Origin of the sequence: Planococcus chinensis (assembly GCF_020071995.1) — a bacterium.
Taxonomy (GTDB): Bacteria; Bacillota; Bacilli; order Bacillales_A; family Planococcaceae; genus Planococcus; species Planococcus chinensis_A.
The window spans coordinates 43457-60316 of record NZ_JABWTK010000006.1; the positions used below are offsets into that span (position 1 = coordinate 43457).

The 16860-nt window shown below is 44.9% G+C and carries 23 protein-coding genes; 16 read left to right on the top strand and 7 right to left on the bottom strand.

All coding sequences use genetic code 11. The features are described 5' to 3' along the window. Positions 1 to 43 precede the first annotated feature (43 nt). Together HU147_RS11100 and HU147_RS11105 are read right to left on the bottom strand one after the other, a co-directional pair. Positions 44 to 277, bottom strand: coding sequence for a hypothetical protein (locus HU147_RS11100; RefSeq protein WP_224076292.1), 234 nt, complete (start codon positions 275 to 277; stop codon positions 44 to 46). A gap of 117 nt (positions 278 to 394) precedes the next feature. After that, entirely contained in the window at positions 395 to 637 is a 243-nt protein-coding gene (locus tag HU147_RS11105; RefSeq protein WP_224076293.1) for a hypothetical protein, read from the bottom strand. 276 nt (positions 638 to 913) lie between these two features. On the opposite strand from HU147_RS11105, the gene HU147_RS11110 reads away from it, so the two are divergent. Then, positions 914 to 2200 (top strand): MFS transporter, encoded by a 1287-nt coding sequence (locus tag HU147_RS11110; RefSeq protein ID WP_224076294.1) that lies wholly within the window; start codon positions 914 to 916, stop codon positions 2198 to 2200. Positions 2201 to 2274: 74 nt separating this feature from the next. On the opposite strand, the gene HU147_RS11115 is transcribed toward HU147_RS11110, so the two are convergent. From HU147_RS11115 to HU147_RS11125, 3 genes are all read right to left on the bottom strand, one after another. Further along, positions 2275 to 2934, bottom strand: a complete 660-nt coding sequence (locus HU147_RS11115) for an O-methyltransferase (protein ID WP_224076295.1) — start codon at positions 2932 to 2934, stop codon at positions 2275 to 2277. Between the two features lie 64 nt (positions 2935 to 2998). Next, positions 2999 to 3325, bottom strand: a complete 327-nt coding sequence (locus HU147_RS11120; RefSeq protein WP_224076296.1) for an antibiotic biosynthesis monooxygenase family protein — start codon at positions 3323 to 3325, stop codon at positions 2999 to 3001. Between the two features lie 68 nt (positions 3326 to 3393). Further along, a complete protein-coding gene (locus HU147_RS11125) occupies positions 3394 to 3744 on the bottom strand; it encodes a hypothetical protein (protein WP_224076297.1) in 351 nt (116 codons plus the stop codon). 249 nt (positions 3745 to 3993) lie between these two features. On the opposite strand from HU147_RS11125, the gene ccsB reads away from it, so the two are divergent. Together ccsB and HU147_RS11135 are read left to right on the top strand one after the other, a co-directional pair. Next, positions 3994 to 5190 carry a c-type cytochrome biogenesis protein CcsB gene (gene ccsB, locus HU147_RS11130; RefSeq protein WP_317985515.1) on the top strand — a complete coding sequence of 399 codons (1197 nt, stop codon included), beginning with the start codon at positions 3994 to 3996 and terminating at the stop codon, positions 5188 to 5190. 306 nt (positions 5191 to 5496) lie between these two features. After that, the gene (locus HU147_RS11135; protein ID WP_224076298.1) at positions 5497 to 5991 is read left to right on the top strand and encodes a DUF4306 domain-containing protein; all 495 of its coding nucleotides are present in this window, start codon (positions 5497 to 5499) and stop codon (positions 5989 to 5991) included. A gap of 77 nt (positions 5992 to 6068) precedes the next feature. Here the strand turns inward: HU147_RS11135 and HU147_RS11140 are convergent, their stop codons facing one another. Beyond that, a complete protein-coding gene (locus HU147_RS11140; protein WP_224076299.1) occupies positions 6069 to 7274 on the bottom strand; it encodes an MFS transporter in 1206 nt (401 codons plus the stop codon). Positions 7275 to 7537: 263 nt separating this feature from the next. Here HU147_RS11140 and HU147_RS11145 point away from each other — a divergent pair, with 263 nt between their 5' ends. The 12 genes from HU147_RS11145 (at position 7538) to HU147_RS11200 (ending at position 14391) form a co-directional block, all read left to right on the top strand. Then, positions 7538 to 8008, top strand: coding sequence for a GNAT family N-acetyltransferase (locus HU147_RS11145; RefSeq protein ID WP_224076300.1), 471 nt, complete (start codon positions 7538 to 7540; stop codon positions 8006 to 8008). Positions 8009 to 8056: 48 nt separating this feature from the next. Beyond that, positions 8057 to 8821: a hypothetical protein gene (locus HU147_RS11150; protein ID WP_224076301.1), complete on the top strand. Its 765-nt coding sequence runs from the start codon at positions 8057 to 8059 to the stop codon at positions 8819 to 8821. Positions 8822 to 9121: 300 nt separating this feature from the next. Then, entirely contained in the window at positions 9122 to 9505 is a 384-nt protein-coding gene (locus HU147_RS11155; protein ID WP_224076302.1) for a DUF302 domain-containing protein, read from the top strand. A gap of 188 nt (positions 9506 to 9693) precedes the next feature. Then, positions 9694 to 9954 (top strand): metal-sensitive transcriptional regulator, encoded by a 261-nt coding sequence (locus tag HU147_RS11160; RefSeq protein WP_224076303.1) that lies wholly within the window; start codon positions 9694 to 9696, stop codon positions 9952 to 9954. Positions 9955 to 10095: 141 nt separating this feature from the next. Then, positions 10096 to 10575: a DsrE/DsrF/DrsH-like family protein gene (locus tag HU147_RS11165; RefSeq protein ID WP_224076304.1), complete on the top strand. Its 480-nt coding sequence runs from the start codon at positions 10096 to 10098 to the stop codon at positions 10573 to 10575. Between the two features lie 16 nt (positions 10576 to 10591). After that, positions 10592 to 10957, top strand: coding sequence for a rhodanese-like domain-containing protein (locus HU147_RS11170; protein WP_224076305.1), 366 nt, complete (start codon positions 10592 to 10594; stop codon positions 10955 to 10957). A gap of 18 nt (positions 10958 to 10975) precedes the next feature. Next, positions 10976 to 11272 (top strand): rhodanese-like domain-containing protein, encoded by a 297-nt coding sequence (locus HU147_RS11175; RefSeq protein WP_224076306.1) that lies wholly within the window; start codon positions 10976 to 10978, stop codon positions 11270 to 11272. A 46-nt stretch (positions 11273 to 11318) separates the two neighbouring features. After that, positions 11319 to 11888, top strand: coding sequence for a sulfurtransferase TusA family protein (locus tag HU147_RS11180; RefSeq protein ID WP_224076307.1), 570 nt, complete (start codon positions 11319 to 11321; stop codon positions 11886 to 11888). Positions 11889 to 11927: 39 nt separating this feature from the next. Continuing rightward, positions 11928 to 12044 carry a DsrE/DsrF/DrsH-like family protein gene (locus HU147_RS11185; RefSeq protein ID WP_224076308.1) on the top strand — a complete coding sequence of 39 codons (117 nt, stop codon included), beginning with the start codon at positions 11928 to 11930 and terminating at the stop codon, positions 12042 to 12044. A 114-nt stretch (positions 12045 to 12158) separates the two neighbouring features. Further along, entirely contained in the window at positions 12159 to 13280 is a 1122-nt protein-coding gene (locus HU147_RS11190; protein ID WP_224076309.1) for an MBL fold metallo-hydrolase, read from the top strand. Between the two features lie 52 nt (positions 13281 to 13332). Beyond that, positions 13333 to 13560, top strand: a complete 228-nt coding sequence (locus HU147_RS11195) for a sulfurtransferase TusA family protein (RefSeq protein WP_224076310.1) — start codon at positions 13333 to 13335, stop codon at positions 13558 to 13560. A gap of 54 nt (positions 13561 to 13614) precedes the next feature. Continuing rightward, positions 13615 to 14391, top strand: a complete 777-nt coding sequence (locus tag HU147_RS11200) for a sulfite exporter TauE/SafE family protein (RefSeq protein ID WP_224076311.1) — start codon at positions 13615 to 13617, stop codon at positions 14389 to 14391. Between the two features lie 58 nt (positions 14392 to 14449). Here the strand turns inward: HU147_RS11200 and HU147_RS11205 are convergent, their stop codons facing one another. Next, entirely contained in the window at positions 14450 to 14668 is a 219-nt protein-coding gene (locus tag HU147_RS11205) for a hypothetical protein (protein ID WP_224076312.1), read from the bottom strand. Between the two features lie 578 nt (positions 14669 to 15246). On the opposite strand from HU147_RS11205, the gene nikA reads away from it, so the two are divergent. Continuing rightward, positions 15247 to 16854, top strand: coding sequence for a nickel ABC transporter substrate-binding protein (gene nikA, locus HU147_RS11210; RefSeq protein ID WP_224076313.1), 1608 nt, complete (start codon positions 15247 to 15249; stop codon positions 16852 to 16854). Positions 16855 to 16860: the final 6 nt, after the last annotated feature.

The following is a 16860-nucleotide window of genomic DNA, read 5'->3' on the forward strand; positions in this document are numbered from 1 at the left end:
TGGTTGAGGTTGCTACATAAAAAAACCTCCTTTTCCAAGGAGGTCAGTTCAAATTACTGGCATGAATTCTTTTGTGCAGGGCTTCGGCCGCTTCATCGACAGTCGTGTAATATTCGATAAGCTGGTTTTCACTGGAAGTCACTTCGAGAATGAACGTGTCTTTCAGGCACTTTACTGTCAACGTGTCATCTACGCCAATCGAAAAGGAATGGCTGATGGTTGAAGTATTGAAATTGCATGAGATCTGCAGAAGATTCTTGATGTGTTCCAACTTCATGGCAATCGCGCTCTTTCCTTTTGTGACGTAGTTTGTTCCAAGGGGTTAAGCATTAAAAGGACGAGTTATAGATTATTACCCAATTTTGCGCTTCTTAACCAAAAAACCCCTGAACCATCAGGAGTTTTTGCTCTTCTCATAGGAAGCTAAAAACGAAATGATGTACTCAGTTGTATTTTCAATCGAATCGTATTGAATAACTTCTTGTGTAACGGCATTGGAAATTTCAAAAGTCTGTGTATTGGGCAGACAGCGAACAGATAAACTCTGTTCGTCTTCCGTCGTAAAGACCTGTTTGATCTTCACCGTATTGTATTCGCACATTGTTTCCAGAAAAATCTTTAAGCTATTGTAATTCATATAGGGAGTCTCCTTTCCTGTTTTGGAAAGTGACTAAGAAAAGTCTGGAAGAATCCAATACTATTAGAACTTTAGTTTAGCATAATGAAAAAATAAATCCTAATAAGATGTCTTTCGACCTAAATTTTGAGTGATTATGTTCACTGCAAAGGAAAGAGTCAAGCGGCTGTCTGATGGAAGAACAATAAGAATGCGCATATAATCCCAAAGAAGAACAAAGTCTTTATGTGATGGAGGAGCTATTAAAGCATGTTAGCCAAAGAAGGTGGAGAATAAATGAACCTAAAAACCGCTCAATCCATCCAACCCTATATAGATTCACCGGAAAAACTGAAGAACTTATACCGGCGGGTCATTTTTATCGCCAGTCTTTCCCAGATTTTTGGCGGGGCGGGATTGGCGGCAGGGATAACGGTAGGGGCTCTGTTGGCTCAGCAAATCCTTGGAACGGCAGCCTATGCTGGGATGCCGATTGCCTTGTTTACGCTCGGCTCCGCCGGTACGGCTATACTAGTCGGCCGGCTGTCGCAGCGCTACGGCCGGCGCATCGGCTTGACCACCGGTTTTATGCTTGGGGGATTCGGTGGGCTGGGAGTGGTTATTGCCGCGATTGTAAACAATCTCCCGCTTTTAGTCGTCGCGATGCTGGTCTACGGGGCGGGTACCGCAACCAACCTGCAAACGCGCTATGCCGGAACGGATTTGGCAGCCAAGAACCAGCGGGCTAAAGCGGTCAGCATTATCATGGTGTCCGCTGCATTCGGGGCATTTGCCGGTCCGAATTTGGTCGGCGTAATGGGCGAGTTTGCTTTATCAATCGGAATTCCCGCACTTTCCGGACCGTTTCTGTTATCAGGGACAGCGTTTCTGGTGGCAGGGCTCGTGATTTTCCTGTGGCTTCGCCCGGATCCGCTTTTGATTGCTAAAGCAATAGAGGCTTACCGCGAAGAGCATCAACAAGAAGATGTTCCCGAGGATGCACTTCAAACCTACAGCAAGAAAGGGATAGCGGCCGGTGCAGCTATCATGGTGCTGACACAGATGATCATGATTGCGATTATGACGATGACCCCGATACATATGGGGCATTACGGCCATGATCTTGGAGATATCGGACTGGTGATCGGCATCCATATCGGAGCGATGTATCTGCCTTCGTTGTTTACAGGCATTCTGGTCGATAAATTCGGCGCCAATGCCATGTCGGTGGCAGCCGGCAGTATCCTTGCAGCAGCAGGCGCTTTAGCAGCTTTAGCACCGGGAGAATCTCTGATTTCCCTAATCCTGGCACTGGCTTTGCTGGGCATTGGCTGGAACATTGGGCTGATAAGCGGAACAACGAAAGTGGTTGATTCAACGGTTCCGGCAAACCGTGCGAAGATCCAGGGAAATGTAGATGTCTTTATCGCTTTGTCGGGAGCTTCTGGAGGGGTATTGTCGGGCATGGTAGTGGCTGGGTGGAGCTATACTGTCTTGTCTTTGGGCGGAGGAGTGTTGTCGCTGATTTTAATTCCCATCATGCTTTGGGCAAATCGAAGCAAAAGTGCCTCTAAAGTTGCTTAAGTTGCAGTGAAAAAGACATTCTTGGAAAGTGGATGGACCACTTCCGGAATGTCTTTTTGTATGATATGGGCTTCTTACTTCACAATGCCGATAGCAAAGCCGTCGTAACCTTTCGCGCCGACCGTTTGAAGGGCCGTACCGTCGATCAAATTCTCATCTGCCATCAAGTCCATAAAATTCCGAACCGCTTTTCCGGTCGGATCTTCCGGATCGAGCACGCGCCCGCCTCGGACCACATTATCGGCAATGATGACGGTGCCAGGACGGGAGAGTTCCAGCGCCCATTTGAAGTATTCAGGATAGCTCGGTTTGTCCGCATCGATGAAAATTAAGTCGAAAGAAGTCCATCCCTTGGATTTCAAAGTCGGCAATGTCTCAAGGGCTGCTCCTTCGATGACTTCGATCTTATCGGACAATCCCGCGCGTTCAATGTTTTCGCGTGCCACTTTGGCATGGACGTTTTTGTATTCAAGTGTCACGATGCGCCCGTTTTCCGGCAAGCCGCGCCCCATCCAAATACTGCTGTAGCCACCGAGCGTTCCGATTTCCAACACGTTTTTGGCATTCGTCATTTTCACCATCAGACTCAGGAACTTGCCATGGTTCGCTGAAACATCGATTCCCGGCAATCCGGAATCGGCATTATTTTGCTGCACGGCTTTCATGACCGGATCTGTGTTGTGAAGCTTATCTGTAAAATAATCATCTACATCATTCCACATTTGCTCTTTCATTACTAAACCTCCTGATCTTTCAAGATGTTGGTAGAGCCTGCGCCATTTTGAATTCGAATGGAGCTTAGTTTTCTTGAACCGCTGTTTTAACAGCCTTCACGTCGTATTTGGCCACTTCCACATTAAGGATATGCGCCGGTTTGGGTTTGTTCAGGTTCGCTTTGTGGCCTGCGATATGGACATCGCTTTTTTCCCATTGCTTCCAATGGGCTTCGGATTCCCATGTCACCAGAATCAGCACTTCTTCTTCGCCGCGTCTCACTTTTTTCTGTAATACTTTCATGTCAATAAACCCTTCTTGTTGCTCAAGGATTCCGGGTTTGCTGAAGCGCTCAAGCACCAGGTGGGAATTTCCTTCGGTGATGGTCATTTTACGGGATTGGATAAACATATTTTAATCTCCATTCATTTTAGAATTGTGGCCTTACAATCAATAATATTCGTTGCTATTTCTTGAATTTACTCGCTATCGGCAGTTTCGTCGTTATTATTTTGTGGCGGGGAAGAACTTCCATGGATTTCGTCTTCATGGATTTCAAACAGCTGCGTAAATTCAGCAATCACCATATCCACCGCTTTCAGTTCGCCGACCAGAACCGGATGGATTGTCTGCAATTCCGGCGTTTCCAGCTGCTGTTTTAACGTATCCCGGCGAGTGTTCATACGGGCCAAAAATTCCAGGGCCCTGCCGCGCCTGAACGTTTTGGCGCCTCCGCGTTCCTTGCGCCGGTGTCCGCCTCTGCCGCGCCGGAATTCTTCCCGGTTTGAGTCTTCAAAGCCGGTTGGTTTTGTGCCTTCCGGTTCTTTCATTGCTCATGCCTCCTCATAAATCCATTGCCTAACTATCCATATTGTATACAAATGTATACGATATGTCAAAATTCCAGCGAAATAACCTGCAAGGACATTTTGGCGAAAAAATATAAAGACTAAAAGGCAAATTCACAAAATCGTTCGTGAAAGCCCGTCACACAATTGACTTACATTAAATGACATCATTAATGCTATGATGAAACAGAATGCATTTATCCATTTATTGTATGTTAAAGGAGAGTAACTATGTCCACAGAATCCATGATTTCGTTAAGCAGTTCGTCGTTGTTCTTTTCATTTATTGTTTTCTTGATCGCGATTGTCCCGTTCGGCATCGCCGTGAAATCCCGGAAGCAAGCGGCTGTCAAAATCGCTTTGGCATTGACGGTTATCGGCTTTTTGGCTCAATTGAATTATTTCATTTTGCGATGGGTGGCTTCCGGCCATGCACCGGTCAGCAATCTCAATGAGTTTCTGACGTTCTTTGGCATCATGCTGATCGGCAGCTTTTTGGTGTTTTACTACCTGTACCGCCAGCCGGTGGTAGGACTGTTTTTGCTGCCGGTAGCCATTTTGATCATCGCTTATGCCAGTATGTTTGCCAATGAAGTTGCGCCGCTAATTCCGGCATTGCAAAGCCACTGGCTCACGATCCACGTCATTACGGTGGCCACTGCCAGTGCAGTGCTATCAGTGTCATTTGTGACCGGGCTGATTTACTTGCTGAAGAATGTAGACACTGCCCAAAAGGGAAAACGTTCGTTCTTTTTGGAACTTGTGCTGTATTTTCTGGTCGTTGTGGTCGGATTTATCCTGGTGACTTCAGCGTTCCGGCTCACCGATTACAGTGCCAGCTACCAGTTTGAGAACCAGCAAGGGGAAATCCAGGTGCACGATTATGCGATGCCTGCCATCGTGGTGCCCGCTGGATCCGTGCCCGTTAAAGAAGTATCTGGAAATTACGAACCGGCAGACCATTACGCCGGTCTCCTTGGAATTCCAAACAGCATCGAAGCAGCAAAATCCAATTCGGTCTTGTGGTCTTTCCTGGCAGGTTCCGTCATCTATTTACTGATCCGCTTGATTGCACGCAAAAAAATCGCACAATTGCTGCAGCCGTTTACCAATAAGGTCAGCTCCACGTTGATGGATGAAATTTCATACCGATCAGTGGTCATCGGCTTTCCGCTGTTTGCACTCGGCGGCCTGTTCTTTGCCATGATTTGGGCGCAGATTGCCTGGAGCCGCTTCTGGGGCTGGGACCCGAAAGAAGTGTGGGCATTGATCACGTTCCTATTTTATGCCGCATTTCTTCATTTGCGGCTCGGCAAAGAATGGACAGGCGAGAAAACAGCCTGGCTCGCCATCATCGGTTTCGGGACGATCATTTTCAATCAAATTTTCGTAAATTTGGTCATCGCCGGTCTGCATTCTTACGCATAAATGAAATCAGAGCTCTGAGAGAACGATTTGTTCTTTCGGGGCTTTTTCACTTCTAAAACTATCCGGAAAGTTAGGATCCTCAATTCCCAATGCCGATTAGGGTAGGCCGCTATATTTATGAAGCGCTCGCCGCTTGGAAAGATGGGGAAGTGTCCTACACATTTGTCATTGAAGGGAGCTAGTGCTTTCTGAAATGCAAACACAAGTGAAAAGCATAACCCTCATTTACTTTCAAAAGAATTGCCATAAATGGAACTTTTTACACTTCATTTCGTAGGAATTAGTAAGTAGAAAGGAGAGTGAAATATGGCATTTAAAAAAATTGTCCTGCTAATTGGCGCGGTTGTTGTATTCATACTGGCGGCGCTCATCAGCTGGTACGAAGGAGGGCAATTGCGCGACGAACCACGGGAATGGCGGTATACCGCCGTGTTTTCGAATTGGGCAAATGAAGGCTTCACGAATGCAGACAATCTGTGGGTTCTTGATCATTTTGTCTATGCCGCTAAGTTTGAGCCCCTTTTCCCACTAGCGATGGCAATATCGTTCTTTTTTGTTATATTTCAGCTGACTTTCTGGTTATTTAGAGGAAGAAGAACTGTACGAAATGCGATTTTATTGCTCGTAGCGAGCATCTCTTTTCTGGCTTGCTATGCCTTATTTGATTCGCCGACCATTGGTTTTAGGCTGTTTGCTGTCTTATTCGGAATGGCAGGGGCATTATCGGTGTTTGGAATAATTGCTGTTAAATCCGGGGGATACAGTGAAGCTAAAGGCTTTGGAAAAGGGAAGTTTTCGTGACAGGAAGCCTTTACTATTTATACGAAATAAAGGAGACAGCCGATTGAAAAACGGCTGTCTCTTTTTATATACCTCTATTATTCCTGCACAGTCCGCCATAAAAGAACTCTGCCTTTATAAGCGATCAAACTGACCGCAGTCAATAAGATACCCGACAAGATAAAGACTCCGCGAATGCCAAATAAATCTGCCAAAACACCCATCATGAGGGAAGCGACACCGAAGGTTCCTGTGCCGATTGCGCCGAGCGTTGTGAACACCATCGGCAATTGGGTTTTCGGTACACTTGTCTGTACCACGGTTTGCTGCGGAATGTTTTTGATCTGTCCGAACACACCGACCAAAAAAGACAACAGCAATGCCAGCAGCGGCAAACTGTTAAGACCGAAGAAAACCGTAGCCAGGCTGCTTGAGACAGCACCCATGAAAATGAACTGGCTGAGCTTTTGTTCGATCTGGTCCGAAAAGTGCAGACAGAACAGGCTGCCCGCGATCAATCCAAGAAAGAAAGAGCCGTTGATGAAGCCCCACCATTGTTCGCCGGCCGACAAAGCATCGCTGACAAAAACATAAAGAATCGCAGCGATCCAAACGGTGCCGGCAATGGTTTCCAGTATGTCCATCCAGGCAATCCGTTTTAGTACAGGTGAAGCGGAAACGGTCTGCCAGCCTTGGGTGATTTGCTGCCATTTGCTTTGCCCCTTGGAAGGCGTGATATTAACGGACTCCAACCCGCATAAAAGCAGGCTCGAAAAGAAAAACAAAGCCGCTGTCAGCCAAACTAGATCGTTTGCTGAGAGCCAAATCAACAGCGAACTGCCGACAAACCACATGGCGGTTTGGATCGACTGGGTAATTGTTTCGGTGATGCCATTCGCTTTTAACAGCTGTTCACTCTTCACGTAATGCGGGAGGAGCGTTTGAGTCACAGGGTTGGCACAGCCGTCCAGCAAGGCAACTATACTGATGACTGGAAATAGTACGTAATAGTTGGAAAGAGAGAGTTGCGGCAACAAAGATGCCAGCAAAATCAGCAAGGCGGTTTTGCCGAGCTGCGAGCCAGTTAGCAGCCATTTCAAATTAAAGCGCTGCATCAGCAATGGCGTCAACGTGTTCGACAGAAACATCGATGCGGTAATGGTAAACGGTACGAAAGCGGCAGCCGTGGCCGATCCGGTCAATTCAAATATTAAGTAAATCACGCTGACAATGTACAAGACGTCGCCAATATTGGCAAGCGACTGCCCGGTCAGCAGCAAATTGAAATTTCGATTCAGTTTCATCATTGTATTCCCCCATAAATTCAATTCGTAATCGTTTTGAATGAATGGGGTTATTTAAATTGGACTACGGGTCATGTCGAATATTCCTTTCGGCTGGCGGACAGCTCCCGGGGGAAAGGGAGGAGTCCTGAATTTTGGTTAGCTTCATTATACGCTAAATATTCGGAAAATAAATGGCAGGAAAAGAAGAAATTGGATATAGTTGAATAGAAAAGCGGTTCGATAACGGCTTGAGTGTATGCATTTACAAAGGAGATTTTCTTATGGAGTTACTGTTAAAACCGATGGACCGTAAGGCGGCTGAAGAAATTTTAAGTTGGCAATATGATCCGCCGTACAATTTTTACAACACGGAAACAACTGAAGAAGAAATGGCCGAACGGCTCAATGGAACATACTTTGCCTTGCAGGCAAGTTCGGGAGAGCTCGCAGGATTTTTCTGCACCGGGCATAGTGCCCGAGTTCCGGCCGGTGAGCTTCTAGATGTATATGAGGAAGTTCTTGCCGATATGGGGTTTGGGATGAATCCGAAGTTTACCGGGAAAGGGTATGGGACAGCCTTTACTTCATACATCATTAATTGTATTGAAGAGAACAATGAAAGCGTACCTATCCGCCTGACCGTTGCGCTATTTAATAAAAGGGCAATTCACTTGTATAAAAAACTTGGGTTTGTTCCTGACAAGAAGTTTCGGACAGCTGATGTTGAATTTATGACGATGGTTAAAAGATAAAATGAATTCTTTAAGAAAAACAGCTTTTTTAGAAAGGGTTTTATTGTGATGAAACATATTTTTGCCTTTGAATCGATAGAAGAATATAAGAAGCATGAAAGTCTTATTCAACGCTTCAGAAATCGATTAGATGATTATCAAGTAATACTAGAAGAAAATTTCGCCTTAACAGAAGCACCGAAAGCGATTGTATGGACTTCGGCTGAACTCGCAACTTCCGTTTTTTCCAAAATACCGATTCCGGCATTCACGAATGAAGACACGATTTACATAACTCCGGATTTAACAGCATGGAGAAAACTGATGGTTGAACAATTGGATGGAAAAGATCTGCCGCATATTCAGCATTTTTATGAAAACTTTTCTGAGAATCTTTTATTTACTATATTGGCCCACGAACTAACGCACCACTCCGACTTGTTTATAGACGAATTTGACGAGGAACGGGTTGACAGTATCTGGTTTGAAGAAGGAATGTGCGAGTACTTGCCAAAAAAATTATTGTTAAGTGATAGCGAATTTAATGCCATAACTGCAGTAGAGACAGAACTGGTTGAAGTATTTAACGAAGAATACGGGTTAAGATCGCTCGATGAATTCGGAAGCGCTTCATATAAGGGAGGGATATCCAGCATCATGTTTGACTACTGGAGAAGTTTTCTTGCCATTAAGTTTTTGGTAGAAGAGCGTTGTCAAAACGATGTCCGTTTGGTTTTTGAGGATTATCGTAAATGGCATGAGGGGGGAAGAAAGACTTCTCTTTCCTCTTATTTTAAGATTGAGCAGATAATGGAGAAAACAGATGCGCAGTAAAAAGTCCGGGGAGTAAAACTGAAAACAGAAGCACATCAGTTGCTCTTTAATTACTTTCAAGTTATTCTAGTCATAAGAAATACCCCTGGGGGTTTAATTGGCGGAGGAGATTTTCATGAAGACATTTTGGAATTCGCTATGACCAGCGCAGCGGTTAGCGTTCCTGGCAGGAATTGCGTTCTTATTTTTTACAGTCGCCACTAAATAGAAATTGATTTTATACGGCTAGATGATTGAATGGCTGGCAAGAGGGAAACAATACGTAGGAATAGACTTATAAAAGAGAGAGGAGTTTTTAATATGTTCAACTACACAGTAGAAACGACTAAAGGCAGAGACGAAGCAGTCCAAGCACTCGCAGAAAACTTGCAGGCAGAAAAGTTCGGGATTCTTTGGAATTTTGATCTGACAACAAAACTTCAGGAAAAAGGCACAGATTTTGATACTCCGTTTACCATTCTCGAAGTCTGCAATCCTCAGGAAGCGAACCGGGTGCTGTCGGAAGACTTGATGGTCGGATATTTCCTGCCATGCAAGATTGTAGTGTATGAAGAAGAGGGAACGACGAAAATCGGCATGCCAAAACCAAGCGCTTTAATCGAAATGGTGCAAAATGAGTCGATCAAGCAAATCGCTTTGGATATTGAAGAACGATTAATCGGCTGCATTGATAAATCCATCTAAGAAAAAAAGCAGAATACCAGCGAACATTTAAAGTGTATGGGACAATTCCAAATTCTGAGTGCATTTTATCGAAACGGTGGGATTGTCCCGCTTCTAAATAGAAAAGCAATATAGTTGAAAATATACCCAAAGGGGTATATGATGAGGGTATCGAAAGCTTCTTAAATTTTTAAAGGAGGGCCAAACCGATGGAATACGATAAACAAGTCCAAAACCGGCTCAAACGGATTGAAGGCCAGCTGAAAGGCGTCCTGCGCATGGTTGAAGAAAACGACGATTGCCGCGATGTAGTTACTCAGTTGTCTGCAGTCCGAAGCGCAGTAGATCGCGCAATCGGTGTCATCGTCAGCGAAAACTTGGAACAATGTGTCCGTGAAAGCCTTGAAAAAGGAGAAAGCACCGACAAGCTTGTAAAAGATGCAGTCAGCCTTCTGGTCAAAAGCCGCTGAGAAAATTCGTCAAACAAGTGTTGACGAATTTCTTCTTGGATGATAATATACCCCATAGGGTATTAAGGGTAATTGAAATCCTATTTTTTATTTAGCATTATATATACCCCTAGGGGTAAATTGAATGGAGGAAACAAGACAGTGGAACAAACAAAATCAACAAATATTATTTTATTCAGCGGAGATTACGACAAAGCGATGGCAGCTTATATCATCGCAAACGGGGCGGCGGCCTATGACCACAAAGTGACCATCTTCCATACATTTTGGGGATTGAACGCTCTTCGAAAAGACAACCCGCCAGTCGTAAAGAAAGGTTTTCTTGAACGTCAATTTGCCAGAATGATGCCGCGGGGCGCAGACAAGATGGGATTGTCCAATATGAATATGGGCGGCATGGGGCCAAAAATGATCAAGCAAGTGATCGGCAAGCACAATGCCATGACCATGCCTCAGCTCATTGAAATGGCGCAGGAACAGGATATTAATTTAGTGGCATGTACGATGACGATGGATCTCCTCGGGCTGAAGGAGGAAGAATTGCTTGATGATGTAACGTACGCTGGAGTAGCCGCTTATCTTGCAGATGCAGAGGACGGAAATGTGAATTTATTTATTTAATGAAAAGAGGGATAGTATGGATATCTGGTTAGTGATTTTAATTGGTGCTATTATTGTCTTTATCGGTTACCGCGCCATGGTACCAGCAAAAGGCGTGAAAACCATTTCTGCAGATGAACTAAAGCCCGAACTTAAGAAATTCGGCAAACAATTCGTTGATGTCAGAACACCTGCAGAGTTCAAAGCAGGCCATATCAAGGAATTCAAAAATATTCCGCTCAACGAATTGCCAAATCGCTTGGATGAACTGAACGCAGATAAAGATATTTACCTGATGTGCCAAAGTGGAATGCGAAGCAGCAGAGCAGCGGGTTTATTAAAGAAAAATGGGTTTAAGCAAATTATTAATGTAAGTGGCGGCATGAACAATTACCGTCCGTAAATTCAAGGAGGAAAAACGATGAACCGAATGACTACACAAGAAGTACAGGAATATATGAAAAACAACAAAGATGTCTCCATTATTGATGTACGTGAAACAGAGGAAGTTATGGCAGGAAAAATTCCGGGCGCAGTTCATATTCCTTTAGGGCTTATTGAGTTCCGCCTCCAGGATATCGACAAATCGCAAGAACACATCATGGTATGCCGATCTGGAAATCGCAGCGGAAAGGCAACGGATTATCTCCAAAGCCGCGGCTATAAAGTCATCAACATGGATGGCGGAATGCTCGACTGGAATGGTCCGACCGAATAATTTTTAAAAGACGAATATGCCCCTGCGGGTAATTGGAGGAACTTACATGATTAAAACAGACCAAATTCTTGATGCAAAAGGGCTTGCCTGCCCGATGCCAATCGTGCGCACGAAAAAGGCGATGAAAGACTTGGAGCCTGGGCAAGTAATTGAAGTACAGGCGACAGATAAGGGCTCGCTCGCCGATATGAAAGCCTGGGCAAAAAGCAGCGGAAACCAATATCTTGGTTCTTCCGAAGAAGGTAAAGTACTGAAGCATTATTTGCGCAAAGCAGACTCATCCGAAGAAAAGAAAGAAATGAAATTTCCGTATACGGCAACGAATAGCGAATTGAAGGAACAGCTTGGGCGTGATGACGTCATCGTCTTGGACGTCCGGGAACCGGCAGAATTCGCATTCGGCCATCTACAAGGCGCAGTCTCAATTCCGCTTGGGGAACTGGAAGAGCGGGCTGGCGAACTGGACGCAGAAAAAGAAGTCTACGTTATTTGCCGCACAGGCAATCGCAGCGATTTTGCAGCGAAGCAACTGGCGGAAAAAGGCTTTACTCGAGTGAAAAACGTCAGTGAAGGCATGTCTATGTGGGACGGCGACATTAAACAGGACAACGCATAATTAAAAAATTTACAAACTACGGCAGAACGCTTCAAGGGGATGACTTCACCTGCCATAACGGAAATGACCGAAATGGCACACGAGCTGGATGAAAAACTCATCGGCTGCCAAATGACGATGGATGTGTCATGGGACCTGAAAAAAAGCATTCATTAACGGCAGTGAGGTCGTCAAAGCGGTAACATTTTTTGAAATTGCAAAAGCCGCAGAGATAAGGCAAAGGTTTTAACAAAAAAATTTAACTACAAAAATACACCCGGGGGTATTGTGATGGCAGTGAAATCAATGACAGTAAAGCAAGTAGCAAGAAAAGTAATCGACAACGAACCATTGTTCATTCTTGATGTACGCAATGGCGACGCATTCGCCGAATGGAAAATCGAAGGCGGTAATTTCCAGTATTTGAACATCCCTTATTTTGATTTATTGGACGGCGTCGAAAAAGTGGTTTCAGAACTTCCGAAAGACAGAGACATTCTGGTCGTTTGTGCGAAAGAAGGATCTTCTGTCATGGTCGCAGAAATGCTGGATGAAGAAGGTGTCGACGTAGCGTATCTCGAAGGCGGCATGAAGGCGTGGAGTGAACACCTGGAGCCTGTAAAAATCGGCGATTTGAAAAACGGCGGCGAATTGTACCAATTCGTCCGCATCGGAAAAGGCTGTTTATCGTACATGGCCATCTCCGGCGGCGAAGCTGCGATTATCGATGCCATCCGCATGACCGATATGTTCCTGGATTTCGCGCAGGAAAAAGGTGCGACGATCAAACATGTCTTCGATACACATTTGCATGCTGACCACATTTCCGGAGGTCGCACAATCGCTGAAGCGACTGGCGCAACGTACTACTTGCCGCCGGCTGACGCTGAAGAACTGGTATTCGATTATGCGGAATTGGTGAATGGACTGGAAGTCGCTATTGGCGACGCGAAAATCGAAGCCTTATACTCGCCGGGGCATACCATCGGTTCGACATCGTTCATCGTAGACGATCAATACCTAATGACCGGCGACATTTTGTTCATCGATTCCATCGGACGCCCGGACCTTGCAGGTCTTGCAGAAGACTGGGTGGGCGACCTTCGTGAATCGCTTTACAGCCGCTATGCGGAACTCGCTGATGAATTGATCGTCTTGCCGGCTCACTTCATGATTATGGAGGAGTTGAACGAAGACGGAAGCGTCGCGAAAAAATTGAGTGATTTGTTCAAAGAAAACCACGGATTGAATATCGAAGATGAGCAGGAGTTCCGCGACATGGTAACGAAAAACCTGCCGCCTCAGCCGAACGCTTATCAGGATATCCGCAGTACAAACATGGGTAAAATCACGCCTGACGAAGAAGTTCAGCGCGAAATGGAAATCGGACCGAACCGCTGTGCAGTCCGTTAATTCTTAATCAAAAATTCAACTAAAAAAACAGAAACTCAAAGGAGAGAATACGATGAACGCAGATAAAGTATTAGATGCAAAAGGCTTGGCTTGCCCAATGCCGATCGTCAAAACAAGAAAAGAAATGAAAGACATGGAATCTGGCCAGGTGCTCGAAATTTTGGCCACCGATAAAGGGGCAAGAGCGGATTTGACTGCTTGGGCGAAATCCGGCGGCCATGAATTACTTGAAATTCAAGAAGAAGGCAATGTCCTTAAATTCTGGATCAAGAAAGGCTAAGAGTTGGAGGGCATCAATTCGATGCCCTTTTTCTTTTCGAAAGGTGGAAGTGCAATGACTATCGATTTTATCATCGTGATTTTCTTGATTGGGTTTATTGGATCCTTCATCTCAGGCATGGTGGGCATCGGCGGTTCCATCATCAAATATCCGATGCTTCTCTACATACCGGTGATGTTGGGGTACACGGCATTCAGCGCCCATGAAGTGTCCGGCATCAGTGCCATCCAAGTGTTTTTCGCGACGATAGCCGGTGTTTGGGCATACCGCGGCAGCGGCTATATCAATAAAACACTTATCGCCTATATGGGCGGCGCGATTCTGCTGGGGAGTTTTATCGGCGGCTACGGTTCTACCTTACTGTCAGAACAGGCGATCAACATCGTCTATGCGATTCTTGCGACCATTGCCGTCATCATGATGTTCATGCCGAAAAAAGGAGTCGACGATATCCCGCTTGATGAGGTCACGTTCAATAGATGGCTGGCTGCAGGATTAGCGTTTATCGTCGGAATAGCAGCGGGCATTGTCGGGGCAGCGGGGGCCTTTATCTTGGTGCCAATTATGCTCGTGGTCTTGAAGATTCCGACCCGCATGACCATTGCGACTTCACTCGCCATTACGTTTATTTCGTCGATCGGTTCGACGGTCGGAAAGATCGTGACGGATCAGATTCTTTATGGACCCGCAGCGGTCATGATTGTAGCGAGTATTTTGGCTGCACCGCTTGGCGCAAAAATCGGCCAGAAAATGAACACAAAGTATTTGCAGTGGATATTGGCACTCTTGATCCTTGGAACAGCGATTAAAATTTGGGCGGATATTTTGTAATTGGACAGAGGGTTATTGAAAAGGAGACAGCACATGGCTGTCTCCTTTTTATATTAGATTACGGTTTGCACTGTGTTTCTTCTTCGACAAATCCAGAAGGATAAACCACTTGGCCTGATTGTTCATAGTCGGCCGATGATTCGCCTGCATAGATGATTTCGTCGCCCTCATCTGCTTGTTTATACATGTCTCGGGCTAATTGGATCAACTCTTCTTCTGTTTGTGGAACCGGCACATCAGATTCATCGATCTCTAAAATTGTCGTCTGTCTAATCACAAATTGGGTTCCTTCCGAATTTGTTACAGTCTCATATGAGGTTAAAGCGTTTTCGGCACAAATCAGCTGCTCTTCATTTAATTGACTGTTGGAAATTAATGCGGAATCTTTAAATATAATCACGTAAAGAGCAGCCGATATAAATACAACAATTGCCCACCTAAACAATTTCTTCAAGCTATCCTCTCCATTTCTCTTTGGAAAATAGAAACGCTGCGAACCAACTGAACATCCAACTTATTGACCATGATCATACCATTTAAATGGATGGTATAGGAGGATTTCTAAAAAAATATTTGGTTCTAAGCTTTATCGATTAACGAAGAAAGGGCTTTCAATAATATTGTTATATATAAAATAGTAATTGAAAGACATAGTTATTAACGCGAAATTTGAATACAGGCAGATTAAAATTTACATAGGCCAAATACCCTTGATTTTCCTAATTATATAAAAGCTTTTATTATTTTATAGTTCAGGCTCTCAGGAAATGTATTGACAACGAAAGCTTAGAAAACTATAGTAACAATAATGATATTGATAATCATTATCAATGAGAAGAGGGGAATTACATAATCATGAATAAGTCTGGAAAATTTTTAGCAGCGGCAATAAGCTTAGCGATAGCGATTATACTAGGAGGCTGTTCGGACAATAAAGCCGAATCTGCTAGTGGAGCTTCAGCAGACAATTCCATCACAATCTCCTGGCCAAGGGATATCGGCACGATGAATCCCCATGTCTACAACCCATCGCAGCTATTGGCCCAATCAATGATTTATGAACCGCTGGTCAGCTATAATGAAGGCGGAGAAATTCAGCCGCATCTGGCAGAATCCTGGACGATTTCCGATGACGGGTTAGAATACACTTTTAAGATTCGTGAAAACGTTAAGTTTACAGACGGCTCGGAGCTTACAGCAGCTGTAGTCAAAAAGAACTTCGATGCAATTATGAAAAATTCAAGTTCCCACAGTTGGCTTGGCGTGATCAATGTGTTGGAAGGAACCGAAGCCGTTGACGATCAGACTTTTAAGATGGTGCTAAAAGAGCCGTACTATCCGGCACTTCAGGATCTGGCTGTTGTTCGTCCGGTGCGATTCCTGGGCGAAGCTGGATTTCCGGAAGACGGCGACACATCTAAAGGCATCACCGAGCCTGTCGGTACAGGACCATGGATGCTGAAGGATTATAAAAAAGACGAGTATGCGGTGTTCACCCGCAATCCCGATTATTGGGGAGAAAGCCCAGAGCTTGAAGAAGTGAAAATCAAAATTATCCCCGATGCTGAAACCCGGGTTCTGGCATTTGAAAAAGGCGATATGGATTTGATTTACGGCGAAGGCGTCATCAGCATGGATTCCTTTAATCAGTTGAAAGAATCCGGTGAATACCAAACCGCTCTTTCCGAACCAGTCGGAACAAGAAGCTTGCTGTTAAATACAACAAATGAAAAATTGGCCGATTTGCGGGTGCGGAAAGCTCTTCAGCACGGTTTCAACAAACAGGCGATGGTCGAAGGCGTCACATTGGGTTTGGAAGAAAAAGCGGACAATATCCTATCGACAAATTTCCCGTATACGGATCTTGAAGTAGAACCATTTGACTACGATGTGGAAAAAGCTGCGGAATACCTGGAAGAAGCAGGCTGGAAGCTGCCTGCCGGAAAAGCAGTCCGTGAAAAGGACGGCCAGCCTCTCGAATTGGAATTAATCTACGACAAGACCGATCCTATTCAAAAAGCGATGGCTGAAACATTGCAGGCCGAATGGTCAGCACTCGGCATTAAGCTGAATATTAGCGGGCTTGAATTGACCACTCAAATCGAACGCCGGAAAGCCGGAGATTTTGATGTCGATTTCTGGTACAACTACGGTGCACCTTACGATCCGCATTCGTTCATCAATGTTGTAGCAGAAAAAGGATGGGGCATTGCAGAAGCCCATTCGAACTTGCCGATGAAATCGGATTTGGACCAGCAAATAAAAGAAACGTTGGGGTCTACGGATGAAGCGAAGCGCCAGCAATTATACAGTTCGATTCTTGGAACCTTACAGGAACAATCTGTTTTTGTGCCCATCTCCTATATTAAAAAGTCGGTCATTTATCAAAACGATGTGGAAGAATTTATCTTCCCGGCAAACCGGGATGAACACCCTTTCAACGAAATGAAATCCAGCAAGTAACTGCGG